Genomic DNA, 16,025 nt, shown 5'->3' with positions numbered 1-16,025 from the left:
GTCATTCACGACATCTACACATTAGGCATTATCCATTTTACATTATTCATTAAAATAATATCGAATACGTCAATTTCCCTTTTACGGGCACGATCAGTTCCTGGCGTCCGTTGCTGTCCCGAATCGTCGGTTTAGCCCCCGCCACATCGTCGATACGCACATACGCCTGACCATCTACGAGGTACATGCCATTTTCCAGTGCGCTGATCGTGCTGCCGCCAGCCAGTCGGGCATACAGATTGGCCCCTGGATTGGTTACCGTCACCTCACGCTGGATGCCTTTGCCCCCCGTCATCACCCGAATTTTGTCATCCACCGACGCGCCGTAACTCTGGTAGCGGAAGGTTGGCCGATCGCTGTCATCCAGCACGTAGCCTTTCGGGCGATAGCCGGAGCCCGTAGTATCAGCAACCCAGTTGGCCTGCGGTGACGACAGGCGGCTCAGCATCAGCACCGGAGCGCCCAGCCGCTGCACCATACCCGTCGGCCGCGACGAGCCGTCGCCCCGGTCGTGCCACATGGGGGTAGCATCCAGAAACGACCCACGCCAGACCTGAATCAGCGCGCCCTTATCCAGATCATAGGTGTAATGAACCTGCTCAGGGCTGCCCACCGACACAGCATGCGTGACGCGCAGGGTACGGCCCTGCGTGTTTTTCTCACCCGGCATGTCCATGAAACTGCGCAGTATGGTATTGGTCGACGCATCGACGATAATCGGATCGACTTCTTCGCCGGTTCCTCCGACGCCGTCGCTGATGGCATACTCCCGGATGCCGGGTCCGGCTACGGCAAGCCCCAGAGCGGGTTGCGCCCAGTCGACAAATTTAGCGTAAAGCAGCTCGAAGGGCAGATCGCCTTTGGGCAGGGTAGCTTTGCCGCGGGCATTCCATTCGCTCGGAGCAATGACTGTCTGGTTATTGATTTTCAGGGTACCGCCCCCGCCCGGAACTCCGAGGTTGAACCGGTATTCACCCGGCTCGGAAACGCGCAGCGTGCCCGTATACCGAATCAGGAACTCGTTGGGGATGCGACTAACCGACGACGACAGCACCGTTGTGGCTCCTTCCGATTCGGGCGCGGTTTTGTCGTATTCGGGTTCTTTCTGGAATTTGCCTTTGTAGACAGCATATTTCAGGTTGAGCAGTTCGGGCCGGGGTTTGTCGTAAGCTACGTAGTTGATGTTGCGAATGGCGACAGCCCCGTGATCGCCCTGAAAGCGGAGCGGACCCACGGCTTTTTCATCCGCAAAGGCTGAGCCACGCGTCGGGCCGGTCAGTTCGACATCTTCCTGAATAATCACCCCGTTCAGTTCCACCCGGATTACGCGGGCATTTTCTGTTTTCTGACCGCCGGCATTGAACCGAGGGGCCTGGAACGAGATTTTTATATGCTGCCACAAACCGGGGGCGCGGCTGGCGTTCTGACGGGCGGGGTGGCCTTCATAGCCTTTCTGACCTTCGGGCCGCCTTTCGTCCCAGCGTTCGTATACGGCACCGTTATCATGTACCGTTGGCGTACGAACCTCCCAGCTGTCGCGCAACTGAATTTCGTATCGTCCCTGCAGGTATACACCCGAGTTCGACTGCGATGCCATCATATAATCCAGTTCCAGATCGACGTCGCCATGCTGCAGATTCGTGAACAGATCGTATTTGTAGGGGTTTTTAGCGTCGACCGGCGCTTTATCCAGCGGAATATTGACCAGAACCCCGGCACCTTTTTCGGTGAGGAGCGTATTGGCTTTGTTGAGGTCGGCACGAACCCGGCCCACAATGCGCCAGTTTGCGGTGGGATTTGTAAAAGCACTCAAGTCGTTGAGCGGTAGTGAAGTACCCGGCACCGGTGCGGGCTGCGCCAGGGCCAGCTGAATACCAGCCAGACAGTTGAGGCTAAGCAGCCACCAGAAGCGGCTTCTTACGTAATGAGTAAACATGGGGAAATGGAAATTTTAGAGCCGAAATCTACCATTTTTTCACCAAAAAAGGACGTAAATCCACATTTACCCTATCTTTGGGCTTTTACCCGTGCGTTCAATAATTTGATCAATTCTCCATGAAAAAAGTACATGTATCGCTTGCCTTCTGTGTCGGACTTGCCAGTCTTGGCTTCGCCAGTCAGGCTGTGGCACAGGATCAGCCGAAAAAACAAACCCCCGAGTCGACCGAGATCTGGGAACCGGTTCCACCCGTCGTTACGCCCGGTAAAGTGGCCGCCAATACCAGCGGTATAACTCCTCCTTCGGATGCGGTCGTGCTCTTCGATGGCAAAAACACCGACGAATGGGTAGCCATCAAAGGCTATTCGCCCGCCAACTGGGAGAAGACCAACGAAGGCCCGCTGAAATGGCCCGTTACTGATGGGATACTCTACTCGACCAAAGGCTTCTCGGCCCGTTCGAAAAAAGAGTTCAACGATTTCCAGCTTCACCTGGAATTTAAAACACCCGAAAAAGTAGAAGGAAACAGCCAGGGACGGGGCAACAGCGGGGTCTTCCTCCAGGGTCGCTACGAACTACAGGTGCTCGACAACTACAACAACCCTACCTACGTCGACGGCATGGTCGGGTCGATTTACAAGCAGGCTATTCCGCTGGCCAACCCGAGCCGGCCGCCGGGCGAGTGGCAAACCTACGACGTTATCTATCAGGCTCCCCGCTTCAACAAAGCGGGTATGATGACCGACTACGCTTACGTGACCGTTCTGCTCAATGGGGTGCTGGTACAGAACCACGCGGCCATTCGCGGAACAACCGAGTACATTGGTTACCCGAAAGTACAGCCCCACGGAGCCGGCCCGATTCTGCTGCAGGATCACGGCAACCCAGTCGGCTTCCGGAACATCTGGGTCCGTCCTCTGTAATAATTTAGCTATTCGATACCCTGACCTCTTCGATGGCCCCTGGCAGTTGCCGGGGGCTTTTTTTTAGGTACCTACGGATTTTAATCCGTAATTCGGGAAATCACCAATCAGTACGGATTAAAATCCGTAGGTACCGTTCAGCTATGCGCTCTTACTGCCTGATTGCCATCGCGCCTACGTTGCTGATGGCGTGCTCGACAACCACCGTTTACATCGTTCGTCACGGCGAAAAAGTGTCCGAATCCGACACGACCAACCTGAATCTGGCGGGCCAGCAGCGCGCCATAGCGCTGGCCGATACGCTGGCTCGTAAAGGCATCGATTCGATTTTTACAACTCCTTACCGCCGGACGCGGCAAACCGCCGAACCTCTAGCCCAACGGATCGGTGTCCGCCTGGTCGATTACCCGGCCAGGCCCAACGACGCCATCATCAACCGGCTTAATAAGCTTCGGCACAAAACCGTACTGGTGGTCGGACACAGCAACACGATCCTGGAGATTGCCCGGGGATTAGGTACCCAACCGACAATGACCCGAATCGAATCGGGCGATTTCGACAACCTGCTGCGGGTACGGATCCGCCGGGGGCTGTTCGGCAAGTCCGTAACGCTGTCGCAGACGACCTATGGGCGACCGACTCCGCCCTAGATGGCAAACGAACCGTTGGCCGCGCAGTAGCCAATCTACTACCCTGCTGTCGATTCTGCCACGCAGCCATGTCGGTTGTTTTCTATAAACCAGTACGGATTAGCTCTGTCTCCCCGCTCCATCAATCTTCTGACTACGAGTAACTTGCTACGCTACATATAGCGCAACGGTCAGGTATTACCTGATCGTTGACACCAATCATTCGAGATTGCCCCGGCGACGACGCCGTTCAAGCGGAAACTTGTTTTTACAGTTTATAATTAAATAGCAATTAATAAGTAATTATACGCAGTATTTTTTATCGATTTTTTGAGTATTTTTACGAAAGTTTGATAATTACAGCAGTCTACCGTTGGAAAGAAAGCGACATACCCAGCTAATTTTGTCAGAAAGGCCTGGCCGTTCTAAAACCATTGTCCTACACGCTCTTCAATAGCAGCTTTTTGCTGCGCATTTATAGCAAAAAGCCGTATCAGCAACAAAAATCAGGTTCATTCATCTCTTCGGGAGCAACCCATGACTTCATTCACTCCTGCTCAGCTAACGGATACGAGCTACTCGCCATTGCGTCATCATAATTTCCACAAAGCGATCTTACTGGTTGTCGAAGATCAGGACGACCTTTGGGCCATCATTCATTTTAATTTGGCGAAATGCTTTCCCGATGTAACCCTGCATCGCTGTACCACGCCAAAGCAAACCATCGAGTATCTATCTCAGGCTCTGGCTAACCGGACAGATTTACCCAAGTTGATTCTACAGGATCTTTATCTACCCCAGCATGAAGCGGGTTTGGGTCTGCTCGAAAACATCCGGAACCTGCTGGCCAATCAGCAGCAGATTCCGGTTCTGATGATGAGTTCTTCCGTGGAGGAAGCGGATGTGCGCCGGGCCTATCGGCAGGGAGCCAGTTTCTACATCGTCAAGCCCCAGACCATGACCAGTTGGTTTAATCTGATGCAGAGCCTGCGCCAGTTCTGGTGGGACCAGGGCGTATTGCCTTTGGGCGGAGAGCAGGCCCCACCCGAGCGAATACCGGTTCGTTAGGATCACCAGCGAATACCGAGCAACGTATAGCCTATAGTCTACTCCTAAAACGCCAAAGCCCGACGATCCTCGCGGAAAGTCAGGCCTGACGCATGGCAAAAGAGGAACAGGTAATTTACAATTCGCCGATCGACGCGGTGTTTACCGCAGGCTGGACAGGAAACCGTGAACCTGTTCGGGCAGCATTGGCCGAAGCGGTACGCCGGTATGTATTGAACAACTCTTTCGAGGTGTAAATCGGAGGCTGATCGCTGGCCAGACTTGGCAGAAAGATGAGCTCGATGTTGCGCTGGCGGGCCGATATGCCGAAATTCTGAATGGTCGCCACGACGTCGCTGTCGATGTAGGAAGATGCGCTTCCGTCGATTTCCACGATGGCATTATCCGGAACACTTTTCAGCAGCTTCACCAGTTTGGCTTTGCTCAGAAACGAAACGTGCTCACCCAGACTCACGTGAATCCGTTTGATATCACTGACCCATTCGGTCCGAACGCGGTGGGTATTCTGGTAATGGTCGCGGAGAATAAAGAAAATTCCTGTTACCATACCGATTCCAATTCCCGTCAGCAGGTCGGTGAGCAGGATGGCCAGAATAGTCACCATAAACGGAATGAACTTCGAACTTCCTTCTGCAAACACAGCCCTGAAAAGCTCGATTCGGGCGAGTTTATAGCCAGTAACCAGCAGAATAGCTGCCAGACTGGCCCAGGGTATTTTGTTCAGCACCGTCGGTAGGGTAACCACGCACACCAGCAGCAGGGTACCGTGTATGAGCGCAGCCAGTTTGGTTCGGGCGCCGGCGTTGATGCTCACCGAACTCCGTACGATCACCGACGTCAGTGGAATACCGCCCAGCAAACCGCTCACGATATTACCCACACCCTGGGCTTTCAATTCGTGATTGGCCGGAGTTTTGCGCCGGAGCGGGTCCAGTGCATCCGACGCTTCGATCGCCAGCAGTGCTTCCAGACTGGCTACCAATGCAATCGCCACGGCCGAGGTATACACCAGCGGGTTGTTCCATTGCGAAAAATCGGGTAGGGTAAACAGTTGCAGAAACGCCTGCGCACTATCCGGAACCGGCAATTGTACGAGGTGGTTACCCCGCAGCGCGCCTTGTGGAAACGTCATCCGGACGAGTTCGTTCATACCGATTCCCAGCACCACCACAACCAGAGCCGCCGGTACGTTTTTAGCAAAACCCCGCTGACGAAAACCCGGTTGCTCCCACAGATAAAACACCCCCAGCGACAGCAACGCAATCAGAATTGCTACACCACTGAACTGACCGAGGGCCATGTGCAGTTGCTCGATGATGTTGAACCCACCCGGCTGAAACAGCGCGAACCCTTCGGCCGCATCGGCATCGTAGCCCACCAAGTGCGGCAACTGCTTGATGATCAGGATAATTCCGATACCCGCCAGCATACCTTTGATCACCGAGGAAGGAAAGAAATTGCTGATCATTCCCGCACGGGCAAAGCCCAGCCCGATCTGAATCAGGCCGGCTATACAGGTAGCCAGCAGAAAAGCCGGAAACGAACCCAGGGCCTGTATGGCGCTCAGGGTAACGACAATGAGCCCCGCTTCGGGCCCCGAAATGCTGAGCGACGAGCGGCTCACGAGGCCGACAATAATACCGCCGACGATACCGGCAATAATCCCGGCAAAGAGTGGCGCCCCCGAGGCCAGGGCAATACCCAGACAGAGCGGCACCGCGACGAGAAAAGAAATCGAGCCGCCCCGAACGTCACCCGGTAAGTGACTCAGGTCGATCGATTTGAAAAAAGACTGTTTCGTATTCATAGAGTTGAATGATTGTCAGGTTGTTTAGTGCCCATCACAGTAGGTAGAACGACCCGCTCCGAGGGCAATCGACGGGCCATTCTACCTAGCTGCGACAGGGCTTTTCTTCATAGTCAGTGAGCTTATCGACTACACTTACTTATAGCGGGCGGGCAGGCATTGCCCGCTGCGCCGGGCTGATCGGGTTTATCGAGACGTTCGACGCTGTGGCTGACTGCACCTGCTGCAGTCGCTGCTTTAGTTGAACGGCCGCACGTTGCAATGAATCGGCCCGCTGGCTTTCGGCTTCGTACCGAGCGCGGTACCAGTTGCGGGTCATACGGGTCTGGCGGGTATCGAAGTAAAGATTGAAAGCAATACAGCCGAAGATAAATCCCCAGACGGTCACCCAATTCACGATCCTGATTTTACCGATAGCGTTGTTTGTTTTCATCACGCAAAATGGCTTTTAACCTCCACTCTGGTATTGAGGTAACAAAGGTCAGACAATCAACGATGGTATTAATTAAGGACCTGTTAGAAGGCAATGAGAGCCCGATTAGAAGTTGATTAGAAAACGATTAGAGCTTCTTGGGCAACTGCACCGTAAAGGTCGTTCCCTGCCCTACCGCCGACTGCACCTGAATATGGCCCCGGTGCAGTTGAATGATCCGGTACGTCAGGGGCAGGCCAACGCCGTGGCCGTGTATCCGCTTGACGTTCTGCGCCCGGAAGAACGGCTCGTAGATGCTTTTGATGTCGGCGGGTTCGATGCCAACGCCTTCGTCTTTGAATGCGATGGTTGCCCAGCGATCCGTCGCGCCGAGGGTCACTTCCACTTTTCTTTGTTCCGAAAACTTACAGCCATTTTCCATCAGGTTGAAAAAAGCTGAATACAGCAGGGATTTGTTTCCTTCGATGGTCAACGAATGCTGCATGGTTTCCATCTCGCCTTCGAACGCGAAAACGACGGCATAATCGGGGCGGCCATTCATTAGCATCTGGGCGGCCTGATAGATGACCTCATCGATCGCTACCTCACTGAATTTCAACGGGGTAGCCCCCAGACTTACCTGAGCCAGATCCAGCAGGTTATTCGTCAGTTTGTTCATGCGCTGGATCACCTCCAGGGCAGCTTTCCACTTGGCTTCGTGCTCTTCCACCGTGCGCCGTTTCAGCAGCGTCACTTCGATCTGCCCCGTGATGATAGTCAGCGGAGTACGTAGTTCGTGGGAGGCATTGGCCACAAAATTCCGCTGCACCTCGAAGCCTTCCTGCAACCGGTCGAGCATCCGGTTGAACGTATGCGCCAGTTGCGCGACTTCGTCCTGTTCATTACCGGCCGTCACCCGCTGATTCAGATTCGAGGCCGTAATCTGGCCCACTTGCCGGATAACTTCCAGAATGGGTCGGAGCGAGCGCCCCGCATAGGCCCACCCAGCTGCGCCGACCAAAGCCAGACTACACACCAGCCCAACGACCATGATGGTGCCCAGATGCCCGATCTCCTCAATGCCATACTGGTCGTAGGCCGACGCCACCAGCACGTACTCCTGGTGGTTGTGCTGATAGGTAAACCCGATGATTTCGGCCCGTCTCTGCCGAACGAACAGTTCTTTCTTCTGTCGGATGAGCGCCAGCACGGCTGGCTTTACAATGGAGCTGTCCCGCGTCGAATACACCATCCGGTTCTGTTGATCATACACGTTGATCTGCTCTTCGGGCAGGGCTGTGAGGTTGTTTCGTTCGATGATCTTGAACAGACGGGCGTCGATCTCGGCTTCGTCCAGCAGCAGCCGGGCGGTGTTTTTGGCTTTGTCGCTCAGGCGCAGGTAAAAATCCCGTTGCCGGAAATACTCGGCGGTAGCGTACACAACCATCGAGAACAGCAGCAGAATGGCTGCCACCACCCCAACGAACGTAAAGGAAAGGCGGGTGCGGATTCTCATAGATCAATCGTCGGTAGCCTGCATGATGTAGCCGATGCCGCTAATGGTGTGAATCAGCTTTTTCGGGAAATCCTTATCGATTTTCTTACGCAGGTAGTTCACGTACACATCCACGACGTTGGTGCCGGTGTCGAAGTTCAGGTCCCAGACCTGCTCCATAATTTCGTTGCGGGTAAGCGCCCGATTCTGGTTTTTCATAAAAAATTCCAGCAGGGTCAGTTCCCGGGCCGTCAGCGGAATTTTCTGATTGCCGCGCCGGACGGCCTTACTTTGCTGGTTGAATTCCAGATCGGCAATGCGAAGAACGGCGGCTTCGACGGGCACACTGGCGTTGCGTCGGTTGAGCGCCCGCAGCCGGGCCACCAGCTCCCGAAACTCGAAGGGTTTGACCAGGTAATCGTCGGCACCAGCCTCAAATCCGTCGACCTTATTGTCGGTACTCCCAAAAGCGGTCAGCATCAGAATAGGCAGCGAAGCGTACTTATGGCGAATCATCCGGCACAGGTCGAAGCCGTTGATGACGGGTAAGTTCACGTCCAGAATGACCGTATCATAATCGTGTTCGGCCAATTGCTGCTGGGCTTCCATCGCGTTGCCTGCCATGTCGGCCTCAAAGTCGTATTCCTCCAGACCGCTCTTGATCAGGGCCGCCACTTCCCACTCGTCTTCAACAATCAAAATTCGCATACAGTCTTTACTACCGGGCCTAACAACGGCTAAATTAAGGAAGCTTGCCGAAAGCGCGTCTATATCAGCCCGATCGACCCATTAACCCACGAGTCAGATGAGTGATCACGGTCGGCCTTTGGCCGTGACCAAACCAGCGCGGACGAATTAGTTTACAAATTGTTAACCGTTTGTTAGCGGTCTTGCTTTGTCTTTGTGCCAAAAAAGAGTGTATTTGGCCAGAGAGTAGGGCAGTACATCCCTGCTTTTTCACCATCACAATCAACACACAACGACATGAGTACGATCAAAGTAAAAGACGGAACGGAAATTTATTACAAAGACTGGGGAACAGGCCAACCCCTTGTCTTCCATCACGGCTGGCCCTTATCCAGCGATGACTGGGATGCCCAGCTGATGTTTTTCATAAAACAGGGATTTCGCGTGATCGCTCATGACCGCCGGGGACACGGCCGTTCATCGCAAACGTCTGAGGGTCACAACATGGATACCTATGTAGCCGACGTGGCGGAACTGACGGCCTTCCTCGATTTGAAAGATGCTATTCACATTGGCCACTCGACCGGCGGTGGGGAAGTAATTCGTTACGTAGCCAAACATGGGCAGGGACGGGTTGCCAAAGCCGTCCTCATCAGCGCCGTTACGCCACTTATGGTACAGACCGCAACGAATCCGGACGGGATTCCGATGTCGGTATTCGATGAAATACGGGAAGGTACGGCTACACAGCGCCCCCAGTATTTTCAGGATTTCACCCTGCCTTTTTATGGGTACAATCGGGAAGGGGCCAACGTGTCGCAGGGCATCCGGGACAATTGGTGGCGCCAGGGCATGATGGGGAGCATCAAAGCCCATCACGACGGAATAAAAGCATTTTCGGAAACCGACTTTACGGAAGATCTCAAAAGTGTGGATATACCTGTTCTGGTGCTGCACGGCGAGGATGATCAGATCGTGCCCTTCCCCCTCTCCGGTGCCAAAGCGGTAAAACTGCTAAAGCATGGGAAACTGATTTCGTATCCGGGCTTTCCGCATGGTATGCCAACGACCGAAGCGGCCACGATCAATGCCGACCTGCTAGCGTTTATTCAATCCTGATGACTAACGAACAGGTCAGCATGAAACCAACCGAGCGATCAGAATAATCGGGTAAGCTCTGTCGGTTTCATACGGCAGGAGGAATCTTGCCGCATCCTTACCCATGGGTCGGGAAAAGATAAGATTCCTCCTGCGTCGGAATGACAGCCCTCGCTTTGGGCGATTTTCCGTGAATTTTCGACAGATTCCCGTACGGTCTTTCTAGTGTACGTCGATCAGCCGTACCACGATCACCGCCTTCTGTTTCTCCTGCGTCTGTTCGTAGGCTACCAGTGTTCCTTTGCTCGTTGCCAGTACGGCCGGATAGGTTGCATTTACCGATTCGGGTGTCAGGTAGGTTGTCGGACTGACGACCTCGCCCGCAACGGTCCGCATACCGATTCGCTGCACAAACGATCCCATTTCGCCGGACCCATCTTTGGAGACCGACTCATCCCAGACCCAGACCAGCCGGTTGTTGGCCGCTGTTAGCTGCGGGTGCTTCGCCCGGTTCGTCATCACCCCAGACACGAGCTTGTCGGAACCCAGTCGGGCGAGTCGCAGGCCAGCGGCATTTTCTTTCCCCGAAAACCAGGTCACCAGCACATCCCCGCCCGTCTGCGCTACGACCGGGCCCGCGTGCGGGCAGGCGTTGACCTGCCAGTGATCGGCCACGACAACCTTCGGCTTGCCGAAGGTCTGCCCGCCATCCGTCGAAACCGCCGTGCTGATATCGCGGGAAGCCGCTTCACCTTTTCGGGCAGCGGATACCAAATCGCGATAGGTCAGGTGAATCTGCTGGCTGGCATCCACAAACACGTTCATCCGGCAGCACTGGCAGGCATTGTCATCGACCAGCACGGCTGGCCCAAACCCTTTTCCTTTCGAGGTCTGGGCAAACACCACCGGGCGGCCTTCCCGGCCAGGCAGTTTCTCGTCGAGCCAGGCGATACCGATTTCACCGTTCGGCAAGCGAGTGATGTCGCTAAACGAATGGCTCTTGCCCGGTGATGCATCCTGATGAACCGGCCGGGGTTCGGTCCAGGTCTGGCCCTTATCGGACGACAGGGTGTAGAGCAGATCGCCCGCAAAGCGCGACGCTTCGGTGGGGCGAGGCACTTCGAATACGGCCAGCAGGGTTCCGTCGGCTTTGACGGCCACTTTGGGCATTCCCTCGGCGTGTACCGATAGATTGGCGGACGTTTTCACCCGAATTTTCGATCCGAAGGTTTTTCCGCCATCGGTCGACAGCGCGAAGTAAAAAGCACTGCCGTTTTCGCCGTCCGTCTCGGCCCAGCTCAGGATAGGATTACCGGCAGCATCGGTCGTTAACCGGGGCGACACGCCCGCAAAATTGGGGTCCGAAACCATCGTCTCGGCCAGCGGAAGCAGGTTCAGCAACCCGCTAAGAATGAAGAAAAACAGAGAGTATGTCATGTGTATCAAGTGTATCGCAGCCGGGCTGGCGTTCCCTTTATTTGCCTGAAAATGTGTACTGAATACCAGCCACAAACGTGCGGGGAGCAGCTGGTGTGTAGGTGGTCCGGTCGGTCGCGTTATTGCCCCTCGTGGCGTTGGTGGCGAAGAGCGCGTCGGTTACGTTCATGATGTTCGAATAGACCTCAATGCCTTTCCACTGATACCCTACCCGAACGTTTGCAACATCATAACCACCGTACCGAACGGTGTTGATCTGATTCTGGTACCAGCCCGACACGTGCTGCCATTCGAGCGAGGTGCGGAAATTTTTCAGCCAGACCGGATAATAGCTGATTTCGGTATTCCAGAGGGTTCGCGGAGCCGATGGCATGTCCTTACCATCGACGTTCTGCACGGCGTCGGACGACCGCTGACTGAGGGTAAATTCCACAAACCGATGCACGGCATGCGTGCCCCCGAAGCGAAAAAACACCTGCTTCGACGGGCGGTAAGTAACACCCAGCTCGACGCCCCGGTGCAGGGTCTGGCCCGCCGACTGGTAGTCGAACGAATTGTCGGGCTGGCGAATATTGAGCAGTTCATTCCGGCCGTTCATCTGATACAGCGCCCCATCGACATACACCTTGTTGTTCAGCAGCGAGGCCCAGCCACCGATCTCCAGGTTGACAAACGTAGCGGGCTGAAGGTTGTAGTAAAACAGATCGCCGGTTGAGGACGGGGTCGTGCGTTTGAGAAAGATCGACGTAAGCGCCGGGGGCGAAAACCCGTTGGCGTAGTTGACATACAATCCTTTACCGTGTCCCAGATCGTAGGTGGCTCCGATCTTGGGCGTAATCTGGCTGTACGATTTATCACCGCTGCTCCTGTCCAGCGCGTTGGTATAGTCGAACGCCATCCGGTCATAGCGTAATCCGGCCGACACCCGCAGTTTCGAAACGGGTTCAAAGTCGTACTGCCCATAGGCCGCCAGATTATGAATACCGGCCTGGTAATTAGCGAGTTCGATGTCGGGCCGTTCGTTCACCTGGGTGTATTTTTCCACCGATTTTTTGTCGGCCCGCAGTTGTGCCGTCAAGTCGGTCTGGTAAGCCCGGTAGGTGTTCGGCGACAGATCGAGTGTGGCCCCGACGATCAGCTTGCTGTTCAGGATATTCAGTCGCTGGGTGTGCTGCGCAATGAAACCGGTGCTGCTGAAGTCATTGCTATTGATCTGGCCCGTCGCGGTTGTTGCGCCGGTCGTCCATCGGATCGAATAAGCGGGGTTTTGGCCGACGCTGTTAGTCCGCACAAAGGCCGTGATAAACGATTGCGAGCCATCGGTCCAGTCGTGTTCGAGGGTCAGGCGGCTGCGGAGCGAAAAGGTTTTCCGGTACGTAAAATCGGTGGTACTGACGTACTGACGCGCAAAAAACGCGGTGCTATCGACGCTCCCACTCGTCTGCGAATCGTAGTTATTGTAAGACAGCGTCCCCGTCAGGCGCGTCCGATCCGTGAAGGTATATTCGAGCCGGGTAAAGTAAGACGATTTGGTATAGTCCGAACTGGCCAGCCACGAGTTCCGCTGGCGCGATACCAGACCACCCAGGTAAATGCCGAACTTACCCTGCCGGGCACCGGCCCCGAACTGAAGCCGCTGGTAACCCCATTGGTCGGCCTGAATGCCGACGCGCGCGGTGGGCACGGCCGTTGGTCGCTGGGTAATGAAATTTACCGCTCCACCGACGGCCTCCGGCCCATAAACGGACGATACAGGCCCTTTGACAACTTCGATCGAGCTGACCGTAAACTGGTTCAGTTCGAGCAACGCATTGTGGTTGAACACGCCCATGGGCCGGATCGGAACGCCATCTTCGAGGTACAGAAAGTACGCATTGGTAGTCATGGGTTGCCGAATCGCCATCATGTGCTGTTCGTTGCCCAGGTTTACCATGAGCACGCCCGGCGTTTTATTGATGACTTCGTAGATGCTTGTCGGCTTGGTTTCTTCGATGAGTCTGGGCGAGAGCTTCGAGATCGCAATGGGTGTTTCGGTGCGCAAAGCGGCTTCCCGGTTCCCTGTCACGACCACCGGCTGCAGGTTTTCGACGGCGGGTTCGAGCGCAATACGAAGCGGTTGAGTAGCGGTTAGGCTGATTTCCTGCCGACGATAACCCACCGCCGACACTATAACCCGCCCGGTAGCGCGGGCGAACGAAAAATGACCGTTGGCATCGGTCACTACCCCCGATTTACCGTCCGGAAACGTCAGGCTTACGCCCGGCAAAGGTTCTTTCGTCTGGGCATCGAATACCAGCCCTTGCCGGTCGTTCTGTGCACCGGCACGAAACGACACACCAACCCATAACCCTACGGCTATGAGCACTTTATATGTATTCACAAAGCTTTTAGTTTAAGTCGAGAAAATAAACGAGTACCGGCGGCTTGTCCGGCATGGGTCAACGCTGAGTTGTTCGACTTAAACCTGGGGAGGATGAAACAGATCCGTCAGGCGGGTTTCGTAGGTAGGAAAGCGGTAGACCGAAAAGGCAACCGACAGCAGGGCTTGCCACAGCGGGCGGAACTGAAACGGCACATTGGCCTGACAAAACAACTGCATAACGGGCGTGTTCTGCACCCGTTCGGTCGTTTCCTTATCCTGGCGCTCCTGTTGGGCTTTCAGCTGTTTGGCGAGGTAACATTGCCCGTCGCAATGCAGTTGGGGCTTATCGCGGTTTTCGCAGAGAACGCGGGCAATGTAGGCCTTGTTGGCATGATAATACGCGATGGTTCCCCACTGGCTGACGGAGGGCAGCAACGTGGCAAACAAAAGCACATAGATCAGCGCGTTCTTCATGACTCCGCAAAGGTAGGGTACGATCGGGGCGGTTGTTCGTTTCCGGACCAGAAATTTCCAGTGCTTTCGCCAGGAGCAGTGCCCCCATTCCTGGTAACGCGGAGATACGCCAGGGTCGGCCGAGTGGTGATACCGCTCCTGGCGGAACGCACCGCTGCCTAGCCGAACGCTTCCTCGATCAGTTCTTTGTTGATGACCACAGCCGCCCGCAGTCCGTTGGCTCCCGCAATCATAACCTGGCGCATCATTGTGTGCGTATCACCTGCCGCAAAAATACCGGGCTGGCTGGTTCTTCCCCACTCATCGACCTGCACAAACCCCTTCTCGTCGTGCAGACAACCCAGTTGTTCGGCCAACGTCGATGCCTGGCGAACCGGCACCCTGGCGAATAAAGCCGTCAGTGGATGGTGTCGTTGATCCGTCAACAGCAGGCCGGTTAACTGCCCATCCTGATGCGGAATAGTCGAAATGGGGGTTTCTACTATCGAGATCTGGTGCCGCTGCAGCGTCGCGGTTTGTTCATCCGTCAGCGTAGACGGCCCGTTGGTGAATAAGGTCAGCTGGGAACTCCAGTGGTGAATCAACCGGGCAAACTCGAATCCTTCTTCGCCGTTGGCCAACACACCCAGCGGTTGCCCATGCACCTCATAGCCGTGGCAATAGGGACAGTGCAGAACCGATATGCCCCAACACTCGGCAAAGCCCGGAATGGGCAAAAGTTCATCCATCAGGCCCGTTGCCAGCACCAGGCGGCTGGCCGAATAAGTAGCACCGGTATCGGTAGTAACGACAAACTGCGCGTCGCGACGCTCGGCCGTTGTCACGACGGCTGTTTCGAGTATCACGGTCGGGTAAGCCAGCGCCTGCTGACGGGCCGTAGCGGTCAATGCAGCGGGCGTCGCTCCGTCGCGGGTCAGAAAACTATGCGAGTGGGGCGTCTGCCGATTCGCGGGTTTACCGCTATCCAGTACCAGTACCCGACGAAGTGACCGGCCCAATACCAGCGCAGCACTCAGGCCCGCATAACTGCCGCCTACAATAATTACCTCATACTCTGAAAGCTGATCCATACATAAAAAGAAGTTGATTCAGGAAGCACCCTCGACGATGCCAGCCTTTTCAGGAGCAAATTTACTTACTATCCCACAAAATGCAACATTGTTGCAAATATAAAGTTTGGTTTTGATGGAATCCGGCAGCTTGTTGGGCGTGGAAAAGACTGACGGCCGTTCGACTGCAGACTGACTTCGATCAGCGAATGCACCTGTTTTTCAGCGGATTGTCGCCCAAAATATAGCCTAACGACGAGTGTTTTTCTGTTTTGACTACCTGTTGCATTAGCACAACCCCTACATTTACGGGCATGAAAGCGGTGATTTACCTGTTTGCGTGGTGGCTATTGCTGCTATCCGGCCTGCCCTGCCCGGATGCGGAATGCCATGCCCGGCATACTGGCAATGCCGCAACGTCGGCTTCGCTACCGACCGACGACCAGGATCACGAACACCCCTGCAGCCCGTTCTGTCACTGCGCCACCTGCCTGGGTTTCTCGGTTCCCCAATCCTTCGGGTATACCCTGCCGACGACTGCTGCCGTACTTACCTCCTCCCGGCAGGCATTTGCCTATCAACTTCCCAGCCACGCCGGTGTAGCCCGCTCGGTCTGGCAACCTCCCCAGCTTCGGATCTGACTCC

General features: G+C 55.2%; 14 protein-coding genes. 5 read left to right on the top strand and 9 right to left on the bottom strand.

Annotated elements, in window-relative coordinates; genetic code table 11:
• Nucleotides 1-49: 49 nt before the first annotated feature.
• Nucleotides 50-1,936 carry a family 16 glycoside hydrolase gene (locus tag ACYVC2_RS16665; RefSeq protein WP_461103699.1) on the bottom strand — a complete coding sequence of 629 codons (1,887 nt, stop codon included), beginning with the start codon at nucleotides 1,934-1,936 and terminating at the stop codon, nucleotides 50-52.
• A gap of 119 nt (nucleotides 1,937-2,055) precedes the next feature.
• Between ACYVC2_RS16665 and ACYVC2_RS16660 the strand changes: the two genes are divergently transcribed.
• From ACYVC2_RS16660 to ACYVC2_RS16650, 3 genes are all read left to right on the top strand, one after another.
• Nucleotides 2,056-2,862: a 3-keto-disaccharide hydrolase gene (locus tag ACYVC2_RS16660; RefSeq protein ID WP_461103697.1), complete on the top strand. Its 807-nt coding sequence runs from the start codon at nucleotides 2,056-2,058 to the stop codon at nucleotides 2,860-2,862.
• Nucleotides 2,863-3,005: 143 nt separating this feature from the next.
• Nucleotides 3,006-3,512 (top strand): SixA phosphatase family protein, encoded by a 507-nt coding sequence (locus tag ACYVC2_RS16655; RefSeq protein ID WP_461103695.1) that lies wholly within the window; start codon nucleotides 3,006-3,008, stop codon nucleotides 3,510-3,512.
• 516 nt (nucleotides 3,513-4,028) lie between these two features.
• A complete protein-coding gene (locus ACYVC2_RS16650) occupies nucleotides 4,029-4,559 on the top strand; it encodes a response regulator (RefSeq protein ID WP_461103693.1) in 531 nt (176 codons plus the stop codon).
• 115 nt (nucleotides 4,560-4,674) lie between these two features.
• Here the strand turns inward: ACYVC2_RS16650 and ACYVC2_RS16645 are convergent, their stop codons facing one another.
• The 4 genes from ACYVC2_RS16645 to ACYVC2_RS16630 all read right to left on the bottom strand — a co-directional run bounded on the left by ACYVC2_RS16645 (nucleotide 4,675) and on the right by ACYVC2_RS16630 (nucleotide 8,981).
• Nucleotides 4,675-6,366, bottom strand: coding sequence for a SulP family inorganic anion transporter (locus ACYVC2_RS16645; RefSeq protein ID WP_461103691.1), 1,692 nt, complete (start codon nucleotides 6,364-6,366; stop codon nucleotides 4,675-4,677).
• 139 nt (nucleotides 6,367-6,505) lie between these two features.
• Entirely contained in the window at nucleotides 6,506-6,799 is a 294-nt protein-coding gene (locus ACYVC2_RS16640; RefSeq protein WP_461103689.1) for a hypothetical protein, read from the bottom strand.
• A 127-nt stretch (nucleotides 6,800-6,926) separates the two neighbouring features.
• Complete coding sequence (locus ACYVC2_RS16635; protein ID WP_461103687.1) at nucleotides 6,927-8,294, bottom strand: HAMP domain-containing sensor histidine kinase; 1,368 nt, start codon at nucleotides 8,292-8,294, stop codon at nucleotides 6,927-6,929.
• A gap of 3 nt (nucleotides 8,295-8,297) precedes the next feature.
• Complete coding sequence (locus tag ACYVC2_RS16630) at nucleotides 8,298-8,981, bottom strand: response regulator transcription factor (protein WP_461103685.1); 684 nt, start codon at nucleotides 8,979-8,981, stop codon at nucleotides 8,298-8,300.
• 276 nt (nucleotides 8,982-9,257) lie between these two features.
• On the opposite strand from ACYVC2_RS16630, the gene ACYVC2_RS16625 reads away from it, so the two are divergent.
• A complete protein-coding gene (locus ACYVC2_RS16625) occupies nucleotides 9,258-10,079 on the top strand; it encodes an alpha/beta fold hydrolase (RefSeq protein ID WP_461103683.1) in 822 nt (273 codons plus the stop codon).
• 201 nt (nucleotides 10,080-10,280) lie between these two features.
• Here the strand turns inward: ACYVC2_RS16625 and ACYVC2_RS16620 are convergent, their stop codons facing one another.
• The 4 genes from ACYVC2_RS16620 to ACYVC2_RS16605 all read right to left on the bottom strand — a co-directional run bounded on the left by ACYVC2_RS16620 (nucleotide 10,281) and on the right by ACYVC2_RS16605 (nucleotide 15,401).
• Complete coding sequence (locus tag ACYVC2_RS16620) at nucleotides 10,281-11,495, bottom strand: sialidase family protein (RefSeq protein ID WP_461103681.1); 1,215 nt, start codon at nucleotides 11,493-11,495, stop codon at nucleotides 10,281-10,283.
• A gap of 37 nt (nucleotides 11,496-11,532) precedes the next feature.
• A complete protein-coding gene (locus ACYVC2_RS16615; protein WP_461103679.1) occupies nucleotides 11,533-13,875 on the bottom strand; it encodes a TonB-dependent receptor in 2,343 nt (780 codons plus the stop codon).
• A 78-nt stretch (nucleotides 13,876-13,953) separates the two neighbouring features.
• Nucleotides 13,954-14,331 (bottom strand): hypothetical protein, encoded by a 378-nt coding sequence (locus ACYVC2_RS16610; RefSeq protein WP_461103677.1) that lies wholly within the window; start codon nucleotides 14,329-14,331, stop codon nucleotides 13,954-13,956.
• Nucleotides 14,332-14,489: 158 nt separating this feature from the next.
• Complete coding sequence (locus ACYVC2_RS16605; RefSeq protein WP_461103675.1) at nucleotides 14,490-15,401, bottom strand: NAD(P)/FAD-dependent oxidoreductase; 912 nt, start codon at nucleotides 15,399-15,401, stop codon at nucleotides 14,490-14,492.
• 293 nt (nucleotides 15,402-15,694) lie between these two features.
• Here ACYVC2_RS16605 and ACYVC2_RS16600 point away from each other — a divergent pair, with 293 nt between their 5' ends.
• Nucleotides 15,695-16,021, top strand: a complete 327-nt coding sequence (locus ACYVC2_RS16600) for a DUF6660 family protein (RefSeq protein ID WP_461103673.1) — start codon at nucleotides 15,695-15,697, stop codon at nucleotides 16,019-16,021.
• Nucleotides 16,022-16,025: the final 4 nt, after the last annotated feature.

This window comes from Spirosoma koreense, assembly GCF_054777875.1.
The sequence above is the reverse complement of the archived record's forward strand: the minus strand, read 5'-3'. Positions and strand labels throughout refer to the sequence as shown.

Bases quoted from the DNA above. Each gene is read 5' to 3' on its own strand.
- ACYVC2_RS16665 (WP_461103699.1), bottom strand. From the start codon at position 1,936: ATGTTTACTCATTACGTAAGAAGCCGCTTCTGGTGGCTGCTTAGCCTC.
- ACYVC2_RS16660 (WP_461103697.1), top strand. From the start codon at position 2,056: ATGAAAAAAGTACATGTATCGCTTGCCTTCTGTGTCGGACTTGCCAGT.
- ACYVC2_RS16655 (WP_461103695.1), top strand. From the start codon at position 3,006: ATGCGCTCTTACTGCCTGATTGCCATCGCGCCTACGTTGCTGATGGCG.
- ACYVC2_RS16650 (WP_461103693.1), top strand. From the start codon at position 4,029: ATGACTTCATTCACTCCTGCTCAGCTAACGGATACGAGCTACTCGCCA.
- ACYVC2_RS16645 (WP_461103691.1), bottom strand. From the start codon at position 6,366: ATGAATACGAAACAGTCTTTTTTCAAATCGATCGACCTGAGTCACTTA.
- ACYVC2_RS16640 (WP_461103689.1), bottom strand. From the start codon at position 6,799: ATGAAAACAAACAACGCTATCGGTAAAATCAGGATCGTGAATTGGGTG.
- ACYVC2_RS16635 (WP_461103687.1), bottom strand. From the start codon at position 8,294: ATGAGAATCCGCACCCGCCTTTCCTTTACGTTCGTTGGGGTGGTGGCA.
- ACYVC2_RS16630 (WP_461103685.1), bottom strand. From the start codon at position 8,981: ATGCGAATTTTGATTGTTGAAGACGAGTGGGAAGTGGCGGCCCTGATC.
- ACYVC2_RS16625 (WP_461103683.1), top strand. From the start codon at position 9,258: ATGAGTACGATCAAAGTAAAAGACGGAACGGAAATTTATTACAAAGAC.
- ACYVC2_RS16620 (WP_461103681.1), bottom strand. From the start codon at position 11,495: ATGACATACTCTCTGTTTTTCTTCATTCTTAGCGGGTTGCTGAACCTG.
- ACYVC2_RS16610 (WP_461103677.1), bottom strand. From the start codon at position 14,331: ATGAAGAACGCGCTGATCTATGTGCTTTTGTTTGCCACGTTGCTGCCC.
- ACYVC2_RS16605 (WP_461103675.1), bottom strand. From the start codon at position 15,401: ATGGATCAGCTTTCAGAGTATGAGGTAATTATTGTAGGCGGCAGTTAT.
- ACYVC2_RS16600 (WP_461103673.1), top strand. From the start codon at position 15,695: ATGAAAGCGGTGATTTACCTGTTTGCGTGGTGGCTATTGCTGCTATCC.